The organism is Pantoea septica (genome assembly GCF_002095575.1).
GTDB classification, from domain to species: Bacteria; Pseudomonadota; Gammaproteobacteria; order Enterobacterales; family Enterobacteriaceae; genus Pantoea; species Pantoea septica.
Genome location: NZ_MLJJ01000008.1, coordinates 103,028 through 123,935, shown reverse-complemented (window position 1 = coordinate 123,935; position 20,908 = coordinate 103,028). Strand labels below are relative to the sequence as shown.

Annotated in this window: 20 protein-coding genes, 1 tRNA gene and 1 rRNA gene; 8 read left to right on the top strand and 14 right to left on the bottom strand. The window is 57.8% G+C overall.

Translation table 11 applies throughout. From position 1 onward, the window contains the following. The first annotated feature begins 33 nt into the window (after positions 1-33). Positions 34-109: transfer RNA gene (locus HA46_RS06630), tRNA-Thr, on the top strand. Positions 110-141: 32 nt separating this feature from the next. After that, positions 142-257: ribosomal RNA gene (gene rrf / locus HA46_RS06625) — 5S ribosomal RNA — on the top strand. A gap of 117 nt (positions 258-374) precedes the next feature. Here rrf and HA46_RS06620 read toward each other — a convergent pair. From HA46_RS06620 to msrP, 14 genes are all read right to left on the bottom strand, one after another. Then, positions 375-1,133 carry an amino acid ABC transporter ATP-binding protein gene (locus HA46_RS06620; RefSeq protein WP_033792388.1) on the bottom strand — a complete coding sequence of 253 codons (759 nt, stop codon included), beginning with the start codon at positions 1,131-1,133 and terminating at the stop codon, positions 375-377. Positions 1,134-1,141: 8 nt separating this feature from the next. Further along, positions 1,142-2,242, bottom strand: a complete 1,101-nt coding sequence (locus tag HA46_RS06615; RefSeq protein ID WP_084883075.1) for an amino acid ABC transporter permease — start codon at positions 2,240-2,242, stop codon at positions 1,142-1,144. A gap of 15 nt (positions 2,243-2,257) precedes the next feature. After that, positions 2,258-3,436 carry an amino acid ABC transporter permease gene (locus tag HA46_RS06610; protein ID WP_033792386.1) on the bottom strand — a complete coding sequence of 393 codons (1,179 nt, stop codon included), beginning with the start codon at positions 3,434-3,436 and terminating at the stop codon, positions 2,258-2,260. 67 nt (positions 3,437-3,503) lie between these two features. Further along, positions 3,504-4,529, bottom strand: a complete 1,026-nt coding sequence (locus tag HA46_RS06605) for an amino acid ABC transporter substrate-binding protein (protein ID WP_084883070.1) — start codon at positions 4,527-4,529, stop codon at positions 3,504-3,506. A 547-nt stretch (positions 4,530-5,076) separates the two neighbouring features. Beyond that, positions 5,077-5,373: a DNA-binding transcriptional regulator Fis gene (gene fis, locus HA46_RS06600; RefSeq protein WP_000462905.1), complete on the bottom strand. Its 297-nt coding sequence runs from the start codon at positions 5,371-5,373 to the stop codon at positions 5,077-5,079. Between the two features lie 24 nt (positions 5,374-5,397). Beyond that, positions 5,398-6,363 (bottom strand): tRNA dihydrouridine synthase DusB, encoded by a 966-nt coding sequence (dusB, locus tag HA46_RS06595; RefSeq protein WP_033754748.1) that lies wholly within the window; start codon positions 6,361-6,363, stop codon positions 5,398-5,400. A 374-nt stretch (positions 6,364-6,737) separates the two neighbouring features. Continuing rightward, a complete protein-coding gene (gene prmA, locus HA46_RS06590; protein WP_033792384.1) occupies positions 6,738-7,619 on the bottom strand; it encodes a 50S ribosomal protein L11 methyltransferase in 882 nt (293 codons plus the stop codon). Positions 7,620-7,630: 11 nt separating this feature from the next. Beyond that, positions 7,631-9,067, bottom strand: coding sequence for a sodium/pantothenate symporter (panF, locus tag HA46_RS06585; protein ID WP_033792383.1), 1,437 nt, complete (start codon positions 9,065-9,067; stop codon positions 7,631-7,633). Continuing rightward, the gene (locus HA46_RS06580; RefSeq protein WP_084883066.1) at positions 9,057-9,299 is read right to left on the bottom strand and encodes a YhdT family protein; all 243 of its coding nucleotides are present in this window, start codon (positions 9,297-9,299) and stop codon (positions 9,057-9,059) included. Before HA46_RS06580 ends, panF begins: the two co-directional genes overlap by 11 nt. Positions 9,300-9,424: 125 nt before the next feature. Continuing rightward, positions 9,425-10,774, bottom strand: a complete 1,350-nt coding sequence (accC, locus tag HA46_RS06575; RefSeq protein ID WP_033792381.1) for an acetyl-CoA carboxylase biotin carboxylase subunit — start codon at positions 10,772-10,774, stop codon at positions 9,425-9,427. 11 nt (positions 10,775-10,785) lie between these two features. After that, on the bottom strand, positions 10,786-11,253 hold the full coding sequence (gene accB, locus HA46_RS06570; protein WP_033792380.1) for an acetyl-CoA carboxylase biotin carboxyl carrier protein: 468 nt from the start codon (positions 11,251-11,253) through the stop codon (positions 10,786-10,788). 21 nt (positions 11,254-11,274) lie between these two features. Continuing rightward, positions 11,275-11,727: a type II 3-dehydroquinate dehydratase gene (gene aroQ, locus HA46_RS06565; protein WP_084883083.1), complete on the bottom strand. Its 453-nt coding sequence runs from the start codon at positions 11,725-11,727 to the stop codon at positions 11,275-11,277. Positions 11,728-11,949: 222 nt separating this feature from the next. Continuing rightward, positions 11,950-12,552, bottom strand: coding sequence for a protein-methionine-sulfoxide reductase heme-binding subunit MsrQ (msrQ, locus tag HA46_RS06560; RefSeq protein ID WP_033754766.1), 603 nt, complete (start codon positions 12,550-12,552; stop codon positions 11,950-11,952). Next, positions 12,553-13,557 (bottom strand): protein-methionine-sulfoxide reductase catalytic subunit MsrP, encoded by a 1,005-nt coding sequence (gene msrP, locus HA46_RS06555; protein WP_033792378.1) that lies wholly within the window; start codon positions 13,555-13,557, stop codon positions 12,553-12,555. 277 nt (positions 13,558-13,834) lie between these two features. Here msrP and csrD point away from each other — a divergent pair, with 277 nt between their 5' ends. From csrD to rng, 6 genes are all read left to right on the top strand, one after another. Beyond that, entirely contained in the window at positions 13,835-15,784 is a 1,950-nt protein-coding gene (csrD, locus tag HA46_RS06550) for an RNase E specificity factor CsrD (protein ID WP_033792377.1), read from the top strand. A 311-nt stretch (positions 15,785-16,095) separates the two neighbouring features. Next, the gene (mreB, locus tag HA46_RS06545; protein WP_003855260.1) at positions 16,096-17,139 is read left to right on the top strand and encodes a rod shape-determining protein MreB; all 1,044 of its coding nucleotides are present in this window, start codon (positions 16,096-16,098) and stop codon (positions 17,137-17,139) included. 147 nt (positions 17,140-17,286) lie between these two features. Then, positions 17,287-18,306, top strand: a complete 1,020-nt coding sequence (gene mreC / locus HA46_RS06540) for a rod shape-determining protein MreC (protein ID WP_033754778.1) — start codon at positions 17,287-17,289, stop codon at positions 18,304-18,306. Beyond that, positions 18,303-18,791, top strand: coding sequence for a rod shape-determining protein MreD (gene mreD / locus HA46_RS06535; protein ID WP_033754780.1), 489 nt, complete (start codon positions 18,303-18,305; stop codon positions 18,789-18,791). The genes mreC and mreD overlap by 4 nt, the downstream gene beginning before the upstream one ends. 8 nt (positions 18,792-18,799) lie before the next feature. Beyond that, positions 18,800-19,381, top strand: coding sequence for a Maf family protein (locus HA46_RS06530; protein WP_033792376.1), 582 nt, complete (start codon positions 18,800-18,802; stop codon positions 19,379-19,381). 1 nt (position 19,382) lies between these two features. Further along, positions 19,383-20,852, top strand: coding sequence for a ribonuclease G (gene rng / locus HA46_RS06525; RefSeq protein WP_033792375.1), 1,470 nt, complete (start codon positions 19,383-19,385; stop codon positions 20,850-20,852). Positions 20,853-20,908 lie beyond the last annotated feature (56 nt).

Below are 20,908 nucleotides of genomic sequence, written 5' to 3'. Positions count from 1 at the left end.
AGTAGGGAACTGCCAGGCATCCAAATACAGTGTGCTGATATGGCTCAGTTGGTAGAGCGCACCCTTGGTAAGGGTGAGGTCCCCAGTTCGACTCTGGGTATCAGCACCAGTTACGTAAGAGTTCGGCGAATAAAGAATTTGCCTGGCGGCTTTAGCGCGGCGGTCCCACCTGACCCCATGCCGAACTCAGAAGTGAAACGCCGTAGCGCCGATGGTAGTGTGGGGTCTCCCCATGCGAGAGTAGGGAACTGCCAGGCATCAAACAAGAAAAAGCCCTTTGCTTATGCAAAGGGCTTTTTTCTTTTCTGCGTTTTGCCTTTTCCACCCATAAAAAACCCCGGAACCGGTCCGGGGCGTTGATGCTGCGCTCAGCGTTAATGGATAACCTGCGATAAAAACGCGCGCGTACGTTCAGACGTCGGATTCGAAAAGAAGATTTCCGGCGGTGCCATCTCTACGATCTCGCCGCGATCCATAAAGATCACGCGATCGGCCACGGTACGGGCAAAACCCATCTCATGGGTAACGCACAGCATTGTCATGCCGTCTTCCGCCAGCCCAATCATGGTATCCAGCACCTCTTTAACCATCTCGGGATCCAGCGCGGAGGTCGGCTCGTCGAACAGCATAATTTTCGGTTTCATGCAGAGCGAACGCGCAATCGCCACGCGCTGCTGCTGTCCGCCGGAGAGCTGTCCCGGAAACTTGTGGGCATGCTCTGCGATGCGTACGCGCTCCAGGTAGTGCATTGCCAGGGCCTCTGCCTCTTTTTTCGCGGTCTTGCGCACCCAGACAGGCGCCAGCGTGCAGTTCTGCAGCACCGTCAGGTGCGGAAAAAGATTGAAGTGCTGAAACACCATGCCTACTTCGGTACGCACGCGTTCAATATTGCGTACATCATCATTCAAATGAATGCCATCAACCACGATACGTCCTTGCTGATGCTCTTCCAGATGGTTGATGCAGCGGATCGTCGTAGACTTACCGGAACCGGAAGGGCCGCAAAGCACGATGCGCTCGCGCGGCTTCACCTGCAGGTTAATATCTTTCAGGACATGAAACTGCCCATACCATTTATTTACGTTCTCGAGCGAAATCATCAAAGCTGAATCGTGATGCGAATGTTGTGTCATGAAAAACCTCAATGCGATTTACGCCCGGTGTGAAAGCGCTTCTCCAGATGCTGGCTATAGCGCGACATGCTAAAACAGAAAATCCAGTAAACCAGCGCGGCAAAAACATAGCCCTCGGTCGACATCCCCAGCCAGGCGGGATCGACGGTAGCCTGTTGCACGCTGCTGAACAGATCGAAAAGGCCGATAATGATCACCAGACTGGTATCTTTGAACAGCGCGATAATGGTGTTCACCAGGCCGGGGATCGTGAGCTTCAGCGCCTGCGGTAAAATCACCAGCAGCTGAGTTTTCCAGTAGCCGAGCGCCAGCGACTCCGCCGCTTCATACTGACCTTTCGGCAGCGCCTGCAAACCGCCGCGCACCACTTCGGCGACGTAAGCCGACTGGAACAAAATCACCCCCACCAGCGCGCGCACCAGCTTATCAATGCTGGTGCCTTCCGACATAAACAGCGGCAGCATCACCGACGACATAAAAAGCACGGTAATCAGCGGCACGCCGCGCCAGAACTCGATAAAAATGATCGATAGCGTACGCACGACAGGCATACGCGAGCGGCGTCCCAGCGCCAGCAGAATGCCCAGCGGCAGCGCGCCGGCGATGCCGACCGCGGCGATAATCAGCGTTAAGGTCAGTCCGCCCCACTGGCGCGTCTCAACGTGTTCCAGACCAAACAGGCCGCCATACATCAGCAGCCAGACGACGAGGGGATAGATCACCGCCCAGCAGGCGATATAGCGTCCGCGATGCGGCAGAGATTTCACAAACATCGGAACGATCGAGGCGACGCCCAGCACCAGCGCCAGGTTAATACGCCAGCGCAGCTCGTGCGGATAGAGTCCATACATAAACTGGCCGAAGCGCGCATGAATAAACACCCAGCATGCGCCCTCCCTGGTGCAGTCGGCGCGCGTCTCGCCAATCCAGTTCGCCTGGAATACCAGCCACTCCAGCGCGGGCGGTATCACCTGCCACATCAGCCAGAGGCAAAACAGCGTCAGCAGCGTGTTAAACCAGCTGGAGAAGAGATTTTTTCGCGCCCAGATCCAGGCGCGGCTCAGCGGCGTGGCGGCGGCCGGCGAGGCTTCGTGTGTGGTAACAGACATCGTCATCCCGTTCTCTTAGCGCTCGACCAGCGCAATTTTGCGGTTATAGATATTCATCAACAGTGAAATCGCCAGGCTAATCACCAGATAGACGCCCATGGTGATAGCGATAGTTTCGATCGCCTGGCCGGTCTGATTCAGCACCGTACCGGCAAACAGCGACACCATATCGGGGTAGCCGATCGCGGCCGCCAGCGAGGAGTTTTTCACGATGTTGAGGTACTGGCTGGTAAGCGGCGGAATAATGACGCGCATCGCCTGCGGGATAATGACCTGACGCAGCGTCACCGGGTTGGGCAAGCCCAGCGAGCGAGCGGCTTCATGCTGGCCGTGCGGCACGGACTGAATACCGGCGCGGATCACCTCGGCGATAAACGACGAGGTGTAGACAGAGAGCGCCAGTGTCAGTGCCGCCAGCTCCGGGATCATGACGAATCCGCCGCGGAAGTTAAAGCCGCGCAGCGCAGGCACGTCCCAGTGCGTAGCGGCGCCGAAGCCCAGATGCGCCACCGCAGGGAACAGCACGAACATGGCGAGAGCGGCGGGCCAGGTGCGGCGCAGCTGGCCGGTCTTGAGCTGATATTTGCGATGATAGCGGAACAGCGCATAGCTGCCGGCGGCGGCCAGTGCCAGCGCAACGATAAAGGGACCGGAGCCTGGCGTATACTGCGGCCAGGGCACATAGAGTCCGCGGTTGCTGACGAAGGCGACATCGAACGCGCTTAACGCCTGTCGCGGGCCGGGAAGATTACGCAGCACCGCGAAGTACCAGAAGAAGATCTGCAGCAGCGGCGGAATATTGCGAAAGGTCTCGATATAGATAGTCGATAGCTTGCGCAGCAGCCAGTTATCCGACAGGCGCGCCAGGCCGATGAAAAACCCCAGCAGCGACGCGAAAACAATGCAGAGCGCAGAGACCAGCAGGGTATTAGTCAGGCCTACCAGAAACACGCGCGCGTAGGTGTCGCCTTCGGTGTACTCAATGAGATGCTGGACGATACCGAAACCGGCGCTGCGCTCAAGAAAGCCGAATCCGGACGTAATGCCGCGGCTGGCAAGGTTGATAATCGTATTATGGATCAGATAGCCCACCACGATAACCACTGCAACAATGGCGATAATCTGGTAAAGCCAGGCGCGAACCGCGGGATTACCGAATGAAATGTCCCTTTTCACGCTTGGGCGTTGTGACATGTTGAAACCTCAGAGACAAAACGCAGGCAGGACGCCGCGCAACGCGACGTCCCGTTAACATGTGTGATTAGCGGACCGGCGGGGCGTACTGAATGCCGCCCTGGTTCCACAGCGCGTTCTGGCCGCGCGCAATCTTCAGCGCGCTGTCTTTGCCCACGTTGCGGGCAAACACTTCCTGATAGTTGCCGACTTGCTTGATGATGTTATAGGCCCACTTGTTGTCGAGCTTCAGGTCTTTGCCAAAGTCGCCTTCCGCGCCCAGCAGGTGCGCCATATCCGGCGTGGTCGGCCTGGCGGTCATCTGATCGACGTTCTTCGAGTTAATGCCCATCTCTTCCGCGTTCAGCATGGCGTAGAGCGACCACTTCACGATGGTGAACCAGTCATCGTCGCCGCGACGCACGACCGGGCCCAGCGGCTCTTTCGAGATCACTTCCGGCAGTACGATGAACTCGTCCGGCTTGCCGAGTTTGATACGCAGCGCGTAGAGCTGCGACTGATCGGACGCCAGGGTATCGCAGCGACCGCTGTCGAGCGCTTTGGCGGATTCGTCAGAGCGATCGAAGGTCACCGGAGTGTACTGCATTTTGTTGGCCTTGAAGAAGTCCGCTACGTTAAGCTCGGTATCGGTGCCCGCCTGAATACAGACCGTGGCGCCGTCCAGCTCTTTCGCGCTTTTCAGGCCCGCTTTCTGGTGAGTCAAAAAGCCGATGCCGTCATAGTAGTTCACGCCAGCGAACAGGAAGCCCATGCCGCCGTCGCGCGAAGAAGTCCAGGTCGTGTTGCGCGACAAAATATCCACTTCGCCTGACTGCAGCGCGGTGAAACGCTCTTTCGCGGTCAGCGGCGTATATTTCACTTTGCTGGCGTCGCCGAAAACGGCGGCGGCTGCCGCGCGGCAGACGTCAACGTCGATGCCGGAGAATTTGCCGCTGGCGTCAGCATAGGAGAAGCCCGGCAGACCATCACTGATACCGCACTGCACAAAACCTTTCTTCTTAATCGCATCCAGCGTGGTGCCAGCGTGCGCCTGCTGAGTAACCGCGAGGAGCGCAGCGGCGGCGACCAACGTAGAGAGCATCATCTTTTTCATAAAGCATCCTGTGTGGCGTAATTATTTTGTTATGTTTGATGCGCGCTCTGCAGCGCGCTATTACCTGTCTGTGGCGGTCAGCCACGCATAGCACTGCAAAGCCAGTGCCAGGTTTGCAGAAACGTGAGTGGGCTGGAAAGATCTCTTATTAATCTGAAGAATCAGGAAAGCAGCGTTACTATCGCGCACCAAAAGGAAGCAAAGCGAGTCGTCCCGATCACAATTAGTGCAAATAGTTTCACTATATGGAAGCAATGTGAGCTAAAGCTCAGGAAAGAATGTAAGCGCGAGGCGAGTTACGCTTTTCGGCAATGGAGATCACTGAGCAGCCGTCAGCGCTGGCGCTGCGGGGAAACGCGCGAAGGAAAGGGAAGAGACGTCAGGTAAGAACAGGAATCAATGCGCAGGTAATTTTCACCGACGCGATTGCAACTAAGGTTACCATTTGCGAGCGAGTTGTTTCATCGCTTTCAGCTTTATTGCGAAAGGCTGCGCAAATAAAAACGCCAGCACTCAGGCTGGCGTCATTTACCGCATCAACTAAAAATCAGTTCATGCCGTATTTTTTCAGTTTCTTACGCAGAGTACCACGGTTGATACCCATCATCAGCGCAGCACGGGTCTGGTTGCCACGGGTATACTGCATCACCATGTCCAACAGGGGCTGCTCGACTTCAGCCAGTACCAGCTCATAGAGGTCATTAACATCCTGACCGTTCAGTTGAGCAAAATAGTTCTTCAGTGCCTGTTTAACCGAATCACGCAGAGGCTTTTGCGTCACCTGATCCTGTGAGTTAACGGTAGAAACGGTCAGTACGTCAGAATTTACGCGTTGTTCGAACATAGTTCTTTCAGCTCTTTATTTCGTTTACGCAAGATTTTCGAAGTATGCCTCCAACGCCTCCAGCTGTTCGCTGGCATCCTCTATGGCGTTGAATGTGCGCCGAAACTGGTCATTAGGGGCATGCTCCTGCAAATACCAGGAGACGTGCTTTCGCGATATACGGTATCCCTTGCCTGGACCATAAAAGTCGTGCAGCTCACGTATATGCGCAACGAGCATACGCTTCACCTCTGCCAGCGGCAGCGGCGCAAGCAGCTCCCCAGTGTCCAGATAATGCTGGATTTCCCGGAAGATCCACGGTCTTCCCTGAGCCGCGCGGCCTATCATCAGGGCATCGGCCCCCGTATAGTCAAGCACGGCTCTGGCTTTATGCGGGTCAGTTATGTCGCCATTCGCGATAACGGGAATGGTGACACTCTGCTTTACTGTCCGAATGCTGTCGTATTCAGCTTCCCCGTTGAACAGGCAGGCACGAGTGCGTCCATGTATCGTCAGAGCCTGAATGCCACAGCGTTCAGCCAATTGGGCAATCTCTACACAGTTACGGTTTTCCGTATCCCAGCCGGTGCGAATCTTCAGCGTAACAGGCACATCCACTGCGTTAACCACGGCGGTGAGAATAGATTTCACCAACTCGGGATACTGCAGCAGCGCTGAGCCTGCCATTTTGCGATTCACTTTTTTGGCCGGGCAACCCATGTTGATATCGATGATCTGCGCGCCAGACGCCACGTTAATACGCGCGGCCGCCGCCATATCATCGGGATCGCAACCTGCTATCTGCACGGCGCGAACGCCGGGCTCGTCACTGTGCACCATACGCAAACGGGATTTGTCACTGGCCCAGACTTCAGGGTTAGATGACAACATCTCGGAGACCGCCATACCGGCGCCATTCTCAAAACAGAGCGTGCGGAACGGCCTGTCGGTAATTCCGGCCATCGGCGCAGCAATGAGTCGATTTCGTAGCTGGTGGTGTCCAATGCGCATGAAGAAGAAGTGACCGTAACTGTTCGCAAGGCGGCGTATATTACGCATTTTTTACCGAAGATGAAAGGCCAAACTTTGAACAATTCGTCGTAAATGATGGGATAGAGACGGTTAAACAGCAGTCAATTTTTTAATTATTATTAATATTCAGTGACTTAAAAAAATACGCTGAAATTGTGAACAAAAATTTTTCTCAAAACATGGCGTAAATCACAACATAAAAAGCGCCACATCAGGCAATTAACCAAAGATATGACGCCCTGGCGATGCTTTATTGCGCTATTTGATTGCGGCCTGAACGTAATTAACGGGTGGGTCGCGTTTTGGTTTAGCCCAGGAAAAAAGCAGGGCGGGGTAACCGACCTGCGATTATATTAGCGGCGCACGCCGGTGATGCGGCACCACTCCTCTTTTTCCGCCACCGGATCGAGCGCGAAGCGGTCGGCATAGGCTTCGCAAACGCTCTCCGCCTGGCTGGCCAGCACACCGGAAAGACCCAAATGGCCGCCCGCTTTCGGAAGCACGCCAATCAGCGGCGCCAGCTCGCGCAGCGGACCGGCGAGAATATTGGCGACCACGACGTCGGCCTGCAGGTTCTCAGGCTGTTGATGCGGCAGATAGAGCGACAGGCGATCGGCGACGCCGTTGCGCTCCGCATTATCGCGGCTGGCCTGGATCGCCTGCGGATCGATATCGATGCCGATCGCCTGCGCCGCGCCCAGCTTCAGCGCGGCAATCGCGAGAATGCCGGAACCGCAGCCGAAATCGATCACCGTTTTGCCCACCAGATCCAGGCCGTCCAGCCAGGTGAGACAGAGCGACGTGGTCGGGTGAGTGCCGGTGCCGAACGCCAGGCCCGGATCGAGCATTACGTTAACGGCGTCAGGATCCGGCACGTCGCGCCAGCTTGGGCAGATCCAGAGCCGCTCGCCGAAGCGCATCGGATGAAAGTTATCCATCCACTCGCGCTCCCAGTCTTTATCTTCGATCTGTTCGATCTTATGGCGGAAGCCGGATCCCAGCAGCGGATGCTGGCTTAGCTCTGCGACCACATCCTCCATCTCCGTTTCCGCGTCGAACAGGCCGATCACGTCGGTATCGCCCCACAGGCGCGTTTCGCCCGGCAGCGGCTCGTAAACCGGGTTATCGTGCGTATCCTGAAAGGTCACGGAGACCGCGCCGCTCTCCATCAGCGCATCGCTGAGGGATTCGGCGTGCTCGCCGGTACTGTTAATTTTGATTTGAATCCATGGCATAGCGTTTCTCTTTATTCCAGCGCGGCATCAGGCGCGCGGCCAAACAGATTACCGACCAGAAAAGCCAGCAGGCTTATGGTCAATGACGGAACGATAGGGTGAAAGCCACCCCATTCAATATTCAGGCTGGCAAGCAGCGTGTAGCTCCCGGCGCCCGCCAGCATGCCGGAGATGGCGCCGGCGGCGTTGGCACGCGACCAGTAAAGGCCGAGCACCAGCGGCCAGAGGAAAACGGCTTCCAAACCGCCGAAGGCCAGCAGGTTAAGCCAGATAATCATATCCGGCGGATTCCACGCCGCCAGCAGCAGCAGCGCGCCCAGCAAGAAAGTAATGGTGCCGGATAGCAGGCGCAGGCGTGATTCGTTTTCACTTTGCTGCGGCGCGATGCGCAAATAGAGATCTTTGATCAAGGTAGCCGAGGATTGCAGCAGCTGCGCGTTAATGGTCGACATGATCGCCGCCATCGGCGCGGCGAGAAACACGCCCGCAGCCATCGGCGGCAGCACGGTAATCATCAGGGTCGGGATGACGCGATCGGGAATAGTGAGATCCGGCAGGATCGCCCGGCCGAGCGCGCCGGCCAGATGCATGCCGAGCATGAGCACTACCACCACTATGGTGCCGAGAATAATGCCGCGATGCATCGCTTTGCTGTCTTTATACGAGATGCAGCGCACGGCGGTGTGCGGCAGGCCGATAACGCCGAAGCAAACCAGCACCGCAAAGGAGCTGAGGAACGTCGGGTTGATAACGTTGCCGACCCCTTCCGGCGACACCAGCTGCGGATCGATAGCGCGCAGTTTGGTTACCGCCGTATCAAGCCCGCCCGCCTGGTGAATCACGGCGAACAGCAGCAGAAAGGTGCCCACCAGCATCACCAGGCCCTGCATAGCGTCGTTGAGCACGCTGGCGCGAAAGCCGCCGAAGGCGGTGTAGAGCGCGATAGTGCCGCCGAAAATCAGCAGGCCGGTATCGTAAGGAATGCCCGCTGCGGTCTCCAGCAGTCGCGCGCCGCCGATAAACTGCACCGTCATCGCGCCGATAAAGGCCACCAGCAGGCTGACGCTCGCCAGCCAGATCAGCAGCGTGCTGCGATAGCGGGCATAAAGCATATCGTTCAGCGTCACCGCATTATAGCGGCGCGCCAGAATAGCGAATTTCTTCCCCAACACGCCGAGCGACAGCCAGACCGCCGGCACCTGAATCATCGCCAGCAGCACCCAGCCGAGACCATATTTATAGGCCGCGCCGGGTCCGCCAATAAACGAACTGGCGCTGATATAGGTGGTGGTGATGGTCATCGCCAGTACAAACCCGCCCATGGAGCGGCTGCCGAGAAAATATTCAGTGAGAAAACTGCCCTTACGCTGTTTGCGCATGGCAAACACCGACAGCCCGGCGATCAGCGCCAGGTAAGCCAGCAGCGGAAGAATGATTTCACTTTCCATCGTTATCCTCTAACGGCATATCGCGAAACACCAGACGTACCATCAACCAGCACAGCACGATAAACAGCAGCGGGGCAAACACGCAGGAGAGTTCAAACCAACGCGGCAGACCGGTCAAACCGGCCTCGTCGCCACCCAGCCACGCGGAGACGCCCCAGACGGTCAGATAGGCGAGCGTCAGGTAGAGCGCCCAGCGCGCCTCTTTATTCGCTTGCAGAAAACGCCAGTCCATTATGCAACCTCTACGGCGACAAAAATGAAAAAGGCCGGTATCACCGGCCTGGTCTTGTTGACAAGGTGCCAACCTGGGCGCTGTCAGCAGTCTGTAAGACCCCTGCATCGCCCTTGTTATTGCGCTTACTTATCGTACAGTCCGAGTTTCTTTTCCAGATAGTGGATGTTGGTGCCACCCTGCTGGAAGTATTCGTCAGACATAATGCGCATTTGCAGCTCAATATTGGTCTTGATGCCGTCGATGATCAGCTCAGCCAGCGCATTTTTCATGCGGGCGATCGCCACGTCGCGGGTTTCACCATAGCAGATCAGCTTGCCGATCATGGAATCATAATACGGCGGCACGCTGTAGCCTGCGTAAATATGCGATTCCCAACGCACGCCAAAACCGCCCGGCGCGTGGAAACGGGTGATTTTGCCCGGGCTCGGCAGGAAGGTGTTAGGATCTTCCGCATTGATACGGCACTCGACCGCATGGCCGCGAATGATCACGTCTTCCTGCTTGATAGAGAGCGGCTGACCGGCAGCGATGCGCAGCTGCTCTTTGATCAGATCCACGCCGGTGATCATCTCGGTAACCGGATGCTCGACCTGAATACGGGTGTTCATCTCGATAAAGTAGAACTCGCCGTTTTCATACAGGAACTCGAAGGTGCCTGCGCCGCGGTAGCCGATTTCGATACAGGCGTTAGAGCAGCGCTCGCCGATATAGCGGCGCAGTTCCGGCGTAATGCCCGGCGCTGGCGCTTCCTCGACCACTTTCTGGTGACGACGCTGCATGGAACAGTCGCGCTCGGCCAGATAGATCGCGTTGCCCTGGCCGTCGGCCAGCACCTGAATCTCGATATGACGCGGGTTCTCGAGGTACTTCTCCATGTAAACCATGTCGTTGTTGAAAGCCGCTTTGGCTTCCGCTTTCGTCATGTTGATGGACTGCTCGAGCTCTTTATCGCTGCGCACGACGCGCATACCGCGACCGCCGCCGCCGCCGGACGCTTTGATGATGACCGGATAACCGATACGCTTAGCGATAGCGCGGTTTTTCTCCATGTCGTCGCCCAGCGAGCCGTCGGAACCAGGTACGGTCGGCACGCCCGCTTTTTTCATCGCGGTGATGGCGGAAACTTTGTCGCCCATCAGACGGATGGTGTCCGCTTTCGGGCCGATAAAGATAAAGCCGGAACGCTCAACCTGCTCGGCAAAATCGGCGTTCTCGGAGAGAAAGCCGTAGCCGGGGTGGATGGCGACCGCGCCGGTAATCTCGGCGGCAGAGATCAGCGCCGGGATGTTGAGATAGCTTTTAACCGACTGCGCCGGGCCGATGCAGACGGTTTCGTCCGCCAGCAGCACGTGTTTCAGATCGCGGTCTGCGGTGGAGTGCACCGCCACGGTCTTGATGCCCAGCTCTTTACAGGCGCGGAGAATACGCAGCGCGATTTCACCGCGGTTAGCAATGACAATTTTATCCAGCATGGTGCGCCTCGTTATTCGATGACGACCAGCGGCTCGTCAAATTCAACCGGCTGGCCGCTTTCGACCAGAATGGCTTTCACGACGCCAGATTTATCGGCTTCGATCTGGTTCATCATCTTCATCGCTTCAACGATGCAGAGGGTGTCGCCGGCGTTAACTTTCTGTCCGATTTCAACAAAGGCTTTCGCATCCGGGCTCGGGGTGCGATAGAAGGTGCCGACCATCGGCGAACGCACGATATGGCCGCTGATTTCAGCAGGCTTGGCGGACTCTACCACCGGCGCTGCGATCGGCGCGACGGCGTTAGCTAACGCAGGCTGCGGAGCTGGCGCAGCGTAAGCCTGCTGCATAACGGGATAACCCACATTGGCAGGTGCACGGCTGATACGAACGGACTCTTCGCCCTCAGAAATTTCCAGCTCAGCGATGCCGGATTCTTCAACCAGTTCGATCAGTTTTTTAATTTTACGAATATCCATGAGTGTGGTTCCGTACTCTGTTTAATTGGAGTGAGACAGGCGTTTTACTGCCGTTTGTAAAGCCCATGAGTAACCGTCGGCGCCTAAACCGCAAATGACGCCGGCGGATACGTCAGAAAGATAGGAGTGATGGCGGAAAGGTTCACGCGCGTGCACGTTAGAGAGGTGCACCTCGATAAAGGGAATGCTTACCGCCAGAAGGGCATCGCGCAATGCTACGCTGGTGTGCGTAAATGCAGCGGGATTAATGATAATGTAATCCACATTGCCTCTGGCCTCATGAATGCGATCGATCAGCTGATATTCCGCATTGGACTGCAAATGGCTCAGTTTCACATCGAGCTGCTCCGCCTGCGCGGTTAAATCGCTGACGATCTGCTGCAGCGTAGCGCGACCATACTTTTCCGGCTCGCGAGTGCCCAGCAAATTAAGGTTGGGACCGTTCAAAAGCAGAATGTGAAATTTATGCGCCATCGTGCTGCCATCTCCCGCAATCATTGAGGCATCGCGTAAAATACCTTGCTATCTTCCGTTTGTCACCCGCCGCGCCCAAAAAGGCGACGCCGCGCGCAACAAAGCCGGGCATTATATCCGTTTCGGGGCAATTCGCAGCAAAATACTGGTCTTATCTGCGAAGTTGATCCAGCGTGGCCCGAAGGCCACACCTTTTATCAGAAATAACGGGGAGAAGACAACTTAGCGCGGCAACCACTGACGAAACTTTTTGTAACGCCACGCTAACAAAGCCAGCGCGCCCAGCGCGTAAAGCAGCGGCTGAGGCGAAAGCACCTTCACCGACCAGAGATAGTGAACCGGAGCGAGGATCGCCGCCAGATAGATAAAATTATGCAGCGTTTGCCAGCGGCGGCCGAGTTTGCGCTGGGCGCGCTGGAACGAGGTCGCCGCGAGCGCCAGCAGAATCAGCCAGGTCAGGATGCCCAGCGTAAGATAGGGGCGCGTTACCAGCTCGCGGCCCAGCAGACCCAGGTTGTCGACGCCCAGCTCCAGCAGGTAGTAACTCAGCAGATGAAGAGAGGCCCAGACGAAGGTCCAGACGCCGAGCAGGCGGCGAGTGCGGATGAGCAGCGGCTGTTTCGCGTAGCGCGTCAGCGGCGACACCAGCAGCGTGCCCAGCAGCAGCTTCAGCGCCATTCTGCCGGTGAAATGTTGAATATCCTTCGCCGGGTCGGCGCTCAGCCATCCCTGGTTCGCCGCCATAAAGAGATAGACCAGCGGCAAAAACGCCGCCAGATGCAGGACCGCCTTTAGCCAGACGATCTGTTTCAGCGTCAGGCGCACTCAGTAGTTCTCCCGTAAATCGAGCCCGCGATAAAGCGAGGCCACCTCGTCGGCGTAGCCGTTGAACAGCAGCGTCGGCTGACGCTTCACGCTGAGCGTGCCGCCGGGGCCGATAAAGCGTTCGGTCGCCTGCGACCAGCGCGGATGGTCGACGTGCGGATTAACGTTGGCGTAAAAACCATATTCGTTGGCCGCGATCTGATTCCAGGTCGTCGGCGGGCGATCGCGCGTCAGGGTAATTTTGACGATCGACTTAATGCCTTTAAAACCATATTTCCACGGCACGGTCAGCCGAATCGGCGCGCCATTCTGCGGCGGCAGCGCTTTGCCGTATACGCCGGTGCTGAGCAGAGTCAGCGGGTGCATCGCCTCGTCAAGGCGCAGTCCTTCCACGTAGGGGTAGTCCAGGCCGCCGCCGATAAAGCGATCTTTCTGGCCCGGCATCTGATCGGGCGCATAGAGCGTCTGAAACGCGACGAAGCGCGCATTGCTGTTGGGCTCCGCCAGCTTCAGCAGCTTATTAAGCTCGAAACCGACCCAGGGCACCACCATTGACCAGGCCTCGACGCAGCGCATGCGGTAGATACGCTGCTCCATCGCGAACTTTTTGAAAATATCGTCCATGTCCAGCGTGATCGGCTTCGCCACTTCGCCGTCGATGGTCAGCTGCCAGGGATCGGTTTTCAGCGTGCCGGCATTGGCGGCGGGGTCAGCCTTATCAAGGCCGAATTCATAGAAGTTGTTATAGCCGGCGACCTTATCCTCCGGCGTCAGCGTCAGGCTGGCCTGATACTTTTCCGGCTTGCTGAAGGTCAGCGGGCGTCCGGCCGGCGCGGCGGGGCGATCGTTGCCTTTGAACCAGCTCAGCACGTCCGCCTGCGCGACGCCGGGCATGCCGAGCGCCGCGGCGCTCAGGCCGAGGGTTTTCAGCACCTGGCGGCGCCGCATATTAAAGATGCTTTCCGGCGTAACGTCGGCTTCAGTCAGATATTTTGTGGGTTTCATCGCTCACCTCCCGGCTCGAATATGCTTTCCAGCATGATGACTATTGCCGAACGCGGCGACTTTCGCCGCTAAAATATGAAATTTCCTGGCATCACGCGCCGATGAGAATGTCCCGAAAAGCTGAACGACCCGGGCTAACCGTTGTCTGGTACGGATATACTTGCTTATCTTACGCAGCGGCGCTGCCGCATAGCGGGATTTATGCTATTTTGCTCGCGCTTGCGCCAGGCGCAGGGCGGGCGTAAATAGGTCATTACCGCAGCGAACAGGCACAGGGATGCGATTAACCACCAAACTATCTGCGTTTATTACATTTTTAAGCTTACTGGCGATGTTTTTGATGCTGGTAGGCTGCGCTTTTAGCGTTTACTGGCTAACCCATCAGCGCGTCGAAGGCCGCGTGCAGACGCTGGCGACCGAAGTGGACCAGGCGCTGCTCAAACAGCCGCCCAACGAGCTGCGCGGCTGGCTGCAGCACACGATGACGGTAATCAATACCGAGCGGATCGAGCTGCGCAACGACGACAAAATCCTGTTTCAGCTCAGCCGGCATGAAAGTCCGATGCTGGAGGATGAAACGAACCGCTTTATCCAGTTCGACGTGCCGCTGATTCATCAGCCGGGCGTAACGATGCGCGTTGTGGCGCTCGATCCCGCCAAAACCTGGTTTCAGTCCTTTACCGGCGTCTACACCCTGGCGGCGATGCTTTTTGTGGTGCTGGTGATGAGCCTGCTGCTTTTTATGATGCACTGCTGGCTCAACCGCCAGTGGCGCGGCATGGAGCGGCTGGAAAAACGCGCCGAGGCGATCCTGGCGGGCGAGCGGACGTTGCTGCGCAAAGGCGATGTCGATGAATGGCCGCCGCGCACCAGCAGCGCCATCGACGTGCTGCTGAACGATCTGCAAGAGGCGGGCGAGCAGCGCCTGCGCATCGACACGCTGATTCGCGCCTTCGCCGCGCAGGACAGCCGCACCGGCCTCAACAACCGGCTCTTTTTTGATAATCAGCTGGCGACGCTGCTGGAAGACCAGGAGGATGTCGGCACGCACGGCGTGGTGATGATGGTGCGCCTGCCCGATCTCGATATGCTCAACGAGACGTTGGGAACGACGCTGGTGGATGAGTATCTCTACGATCTGGTCAATATGCTCTCGACCTTCGTCTTGCGCTACCCCGGCGCGCTGCTGGCGCGCTACTTTCGCAGCGACTTTGCGGTGCTGCTGCCGCACCGCAGCCTGAAAGAGGCCAACAGCATCGCGGATCAGCTCATTAACGCCGTCGATTCGCTGCCGCCGATGCGCATGGTGAACCGCGACGATCTGATTCATATCGGCATCAGCGCCTGGCACAGCGGGCAGAGCGTGTCGCAGGTCATGGATAACGTCGAAATGGCGACACGACGGGCGACGCTGCTGGGCGGCAACAACTGGTCCAACGGCGAGGGGAATCCCCTTGATGCCGGGCGCGGCAGCGTGCGCTGGCGAACCCTGCTGGAAAACACGCTGAGCCGCGGCGGTCCGCGTCTCTACCAGAAACCGGCGGTGCTGCTGGACGGCAGCGTGCATCACCGTGAACTGCTGATGCGCATCTTCGACGGCGATAAAGAGGTGCTGGCGGCGGAGTTTATGCCGCTGGTGCTGCAGTTCGGCATGGCGGACGGCTGGGACCGTCAGCTGGTCACGCGTATCGCCGCTCTCTCTGACGTCTGGCCTGACGAAACGCTGGCGCTGCCAATCAATATCGACTCGCTGCTGCAGCGTCCTTTCTTTAGCTGGCTGCAGAACATGCTGCTGCAGTGCACCAAAGCGCAAAGAAAACGATTTTTATTTGAACTTGCGGAGGCAGATGTCTGTCAACACATCAACCGCTTAGCGCCGGTGTTTCATGCGCTACAGGCGTTCGGCTGTCGTATCGCCGTCGATCAGGCGGGTTTAACCGTGGTGAGTAGCGCCTATATCAGGCAATTCCCCATCGATTTAATCAAGCTTGATCCTGGCCTGGTGCGCAATATCGATCGCCGCACCGAAAATCAGCTGTTCGTGCAGAGCCTGCTGGAGGTGTGCAAGTCCGCCCAGACGCAGGTGTTCGCCACGGGCGTACGCACGCATGCGGAATGGCAGACGCTGATCGGCCTGGGCGTATCGGGCGGGCAGGGCGATCTCTTCGCGCCTTCGCTGCCGGTAAACAGCAATGTGAAAAAGTATTCACAACGCTATCATATTTAGCCATTTCCGGTGGCAGCCTTCTAAATCCGGATCTGGGCGGTAGGAGAAGGCGGTGGCATCGCCACTATCCTGCGGCGGAAATGTTAGATTTTATGTCGAACGAGCGCACCTGAACAGGCGCATGAAGTCAGCAAAACGGGCGAATATCGCCGTTTTGCACCCGTGAGTTCTCGTTGACGATCGTGTAAAGCCAAATTTGTCTATTTTTTCACCGAAGCAGAACGTTTTTGCGCCTTGTGGCGGCTTCGCGTGGTTGGTAAAGTAAGCGGATTTTATTTTCCGCCCCCAGCTTGCAGGATTATCCTTTAGATATGTTTAAAAAATTTCGTGGCATGTTTTCCAATGACTTGTCCATTGACCTGGGTACCGCGAATACCCTGATTTATGTAAAAGGACAAGGCATCGTGCTGAACGAGCCTTCCGTGGTTGCCATCCGCCAGGACCGTGCCGGTTCCCCAAAGAGCGTGGCGGCCGTTGGCCATGATGCAAAACAGATGCTCGGCCGTACGCCAGGTAATATTGCAGCGATTCGCCCGATGAAAGATGGCGTGATCGCGGACTTTTTCGTTACTGAAAAAATGCTGCAGCACTTTATTAAACAGGTGCACAGCAACAGCTTTATGCGTCCCAGCCCGCGCGTGCTGGTGTGCGTGCCGGTCGGCGCGACTCAGGTAGAACGCCGCGCTATCCGTGAATCCGCGCAGGGTGCGGGCGCGCGCGAAGTCTTCCTGATCGAAGAGCCGATGGCGGCCGCGATCGGCGCTGGCCTGCCGGTTTCAGAAGCGACCGGCTCTATGGTGGTCGATATCGGCGGCGGCACCACCGAAGTGGCGGTCATCTCCCTGAACGGCGTGGTTTATTCATCCTCTGTCCGTATCGGCGGCGATCGCTTCGACGAAGCGATCATTAATTATGTGCGCCGTAACTACGGCTCGCTGATCGGCGAAGCGACGGCAGAGCGTATCAAGCATGAGATCGGCTCCGCCTATCCGGGCGACGAAGTGCGTGAAATCGAAGTACGCGGCCGTAACCTCGCGGAAGGGGTGCCGCGCGGCTTTACGTTGAACTCTAATGAAATTCTGGAAGCCCTGCAGGAGCCATTGACCGGCATCGTGAGCGCGGTAATGGTCGCGCTGGAGCAGTGCCCGCCTGAACTGGCGTCGGACATCTCCGAACGCGGCATGGTGCTGACCGGCGGCGGCGCGCTGCTGCGCAACCTGGACCGTCTGCTGATGGAAGAGACCGGCATTCCGGTCGTCGTCGCAGAAGATCCGCTGACCTGCGTGGCGCGCGGTGGCGGTAAAGCGCTGGAAATGATCGACATGCATGGCGGCGATTTGTTCAGCGAAGAATAATCGCCTCAATCGGCTGAGACCTGAATCGAAATGCGCAGGGAGTCGCGTGGAAGCTGACGCCGCGCGCGTCGGCGTCAGACGTCCAGCCCAGGGAAATACGGCGATGGCCGTATTTCCTTACCTGTTGTCGAGGAACACGCAGAATATATGAAGCCGATTTTTAGCAGGGGACCTTCCCTGCAGTTGCGCCTGTTTTTGGCGGTGATAGTAGCCATCGCGATTATCGTCGCCGATAGCCGCCTGGGTTCGTTTACCCAAATCCGCAACTATCTGGACACATCGGTCAGTCCGTTTTATTTCCTGGCCAACGGCCCGCGTCAGATTCTTGACGGCATTTCCGGTTCGCTGGCGTCGCGCCAGCAGCTTGAGCTGGAGAATAAAGCCCTGCGCCGCGAGCTTTTCCTGAAAAACAGCGACCTGCTGATGCTGGGGCAATATAAGCAGGAAAACGCACGCCTGCGCGAACTGCTGGGCTCGCCGCTGCGTCAGGACGAGCACAAGATGGTGACGCAGGTGATCTCTACCGGCACCGATCCTTACACCGATCAGGTAGTGATCGACAAGGGCAGCGTCAATGGCGTCTATGAAGGGCAGCCGGTCATCAGCGACAAAGGCGTCGTCGGTCAGGTTATCGCCGTCGGCCAGGTGACCAGCCGCGTTCTGCTGATTTGCGACGCGTCGCATGCGCTGCCGATTCAGGTGCTGCGCAATGATATTCGCGTCATTGCGGCAGGCAACGGCTGCACCGAAGATTTGCAGCTGGAGCATCTGCCGGGCAACACCGATATTCGCGTCGGCGATATGCTGGTGACCTCTGGCCTGGGCGGGCGTTTTCCGGAAGGTTATCCGGTCGCGGTGGTCTCTTCCGTCAAGGTTGATACGCAGCGCGCCTATACCGTGATTCAGGCGCGTCCAACCGCCGGTCTGCAGCGCCTGCGCTATTTGCTGCTGCTGTGGGGCGCGGATAAAAACGGCGACATGCCGATGGCGCCGGATGAAGTGCATCGCGTCGCCAACGAACGCCTGATGCAGATGATGCCGCAGGTATTGCCGCCCGCGGGCGAGATGGGGCCGCCTGCGCCGTCCGCGCAGATGGGGCCGCCAGCGCCAGCCAGCAGCGGCGGAACGCAAAGCGCGCCTGCTAACGCGCGCGGAGGCCAGCCTTGAGTCGTTACCGCAGCCAGGGGCGTTGGGTTATCTGGCTGTCCTTTCTTGTCGCCCTCGTGCTGCAGATCATGCCCTGGCCGGAACAGCTCTATATGTTCCGGCCTTCATGGATCCTGCTTATCCTGGTTTACTGGGTGCTGGCGCTGCCGCACCGCGTCAACGTCGGCACCGGCTTCGTGCTGGGCGGGGTGATGGATCTGATTGCCGGATCCACCCTTGGCGTGCGCGCGCTGGCGCTCAGCATCATCGCCTATCTGGTCGCCTTTAAATTCCAGCTTTTCCGCAACTTAGCGTTGTGGCAGCAGGCGTTGATGGTTATGGTGCTGTCGCTGGCCGTGGATGTCATTGTCTTCTGGGCGGAATTTTTGGTGATCAACGTATCGTTCAGGCCGGAAATTTTCTGGAGCAGCGTTATCGACGGGATTCTCTGGCCCTGGCTATTCTTATTAATGAGAAAGATTCGTCGTCAGTTCGCTGTTCAGTAAGGAATTTTATGCTATCCCTCTATCTGGCTTCCGGTTCACCGCGTCGACGTGAGCTGCTGACGCAGCTTGGCCTGTCGTTTGAACGTCTCCATACCGATGTTGAAGAGCGACGCCGCCCTGATGAAACGGCGGAAAGCTATGTGCGTCGCCTGGCGCATGATAAAGCGCGCGCTGGCGTCGCCGTGGCAGAACAGGACCTGCCGGTGCTGGGCGCAGACACCATCGTGGTGCTCAACGGCGACGTGCTGGAAAAACCGCGCGACGCCGCCGACGCCGCCAGCATGCTGGCGCGGCTCTCCGGCCAGACGCATCAGGTGATGACCGCCGTTGCGCTGGCAGATCGCGAGCGCGCGCTCGACTGCCTGGTGACGACAGACGTGACCTTTCGCCTGCTGAGCGCGACGGAGATCGCCGACTATATCGCGACCGGCGAGCCGATGGACAAAGCCGGCGCCTACGGAATTCAGGGCACAGGTGGAAACTTTGTCCGTAAAATTAATGGAAGCTATCACGCGGTCGTCGGATTGCCGTTGGTTGAGACAGGCGAGTTATTCAGCCATTTTCAGTCACTGCGTGCCGTAAGGGGATAACATGACGGCTGAATTACTGGTCAACGTCACGCCTTCCGAGACGCGCGTTGCCTATATCGACGGCGGCATTCTGCAGGAAATACATATCGAGCGCGAAGCGCGGCGCGGCATCGTCGGCAATATCTACAAAGGACGCGTCAGTCGCGTGCTGCCCGGCATGCAGGCGGCCTTTGTCGACATCGGTCTGGATAAAGCCGCCTTTTTGCACGCCTCCGATATTATGCCGCACACCGAGTGCGTCGCCGGCGACGAGAAGAAAAACTTTATCGTGCGCGATATCGCCGAGCTGGTGCGGCAGGGGCAGGATCTGATGGTGCAGGTGGTGAAAGATCCGCTCGGCACCAAAGGCGCGCGCCTCACCACCGACATCACGCTGCCGTCGCGCTATTTGGTCTTTATGCCCGGCGCCTCACACGTCGGCGTCTCTCAGCGTATCGAAAGCGAACGCGAGCGCGAACGCCTGAAGGCGGTGGTAGCGGACTATTGCGACGATCTCGGCGGCTTTATTATCCGCACCGCAGCCGAAGGCATCGGCGAAGAGGAGCTGGCGCAGGACGCCGCTTTTCTGAAGCGCCTGTGGACCAAAGTCACCGAGCGGAAAAAACGCAATCAGACTCGCTGCCTGCTCTATGGCGAGCTGGCGCTGGCGCAGCGCATTCTGCGTGATTTCGCCGGCGCGGCGCTGGATCGCATCCGCGTAGATTCGCGGCTCACCTGCGAGCTGCTGGTGGAGTTCACGCGCGAATACATCCCGGAAATGGCCGGCAAGCTGGAGCTCTACGCCGGCAAGCAGCCGATTTTCGATCTTTTCGACGTCGAGAATGAAATTCAGCGCTCGCTGGACCGTAAGGTCGAGCTGAAGTCAGGCGGTTATCTGATCATCGATCAGACCGAGGCGATGACCACTATCGACATCAATACCGGCGCCTTTGTCGGCCACCGCAATCTCGACGAAACCATTTTTAACACCAACGTCGAGGCGACGCAGGCGATTGCACGCCAGCTGCGGCTGCGCAACCTCGGCGGCATCATCATCATCGACTTTATCGATATGAGCAACGAAGAGCATCGCCGCCGCGTGTTGCATTCGCTGGAGGCGGCGCTAAGCAAGGACCGGGTAAAAACCGGCATCCACGGCTTTTCGGCGCTGGGCCTGGTAGAAATGACGCGCAAGCGCACGCGCGAAAGCATCGAGCATGTGCTGTGTGAGGATTGCCCGGTCTGCAAAGGGCGCGGCACGCTGAAGACAGTAGAAACGGTCTGCTATGAAATCATGCGTGAAATCGTTCGCGTCCACCACGCCTACGACTCCGATCGTTTTCTGGTCTATGTCTCTCCGGCAGTTGGCGAAGCGCTGAAAAGCGATGAATCGCACGCGCTGGCGGAGGTGGAAATTTTCGTGGGCAAACAGGTCAAGGTGCATATTGAACCGCTCTATACCCAGGAGCAGTTCGACGTCGTCATGATGTAAGCCCTCGCTTCCGGCAAATCCCTCGTCGACGGGCTAAAAAAGCGGCCTTGCTTAGG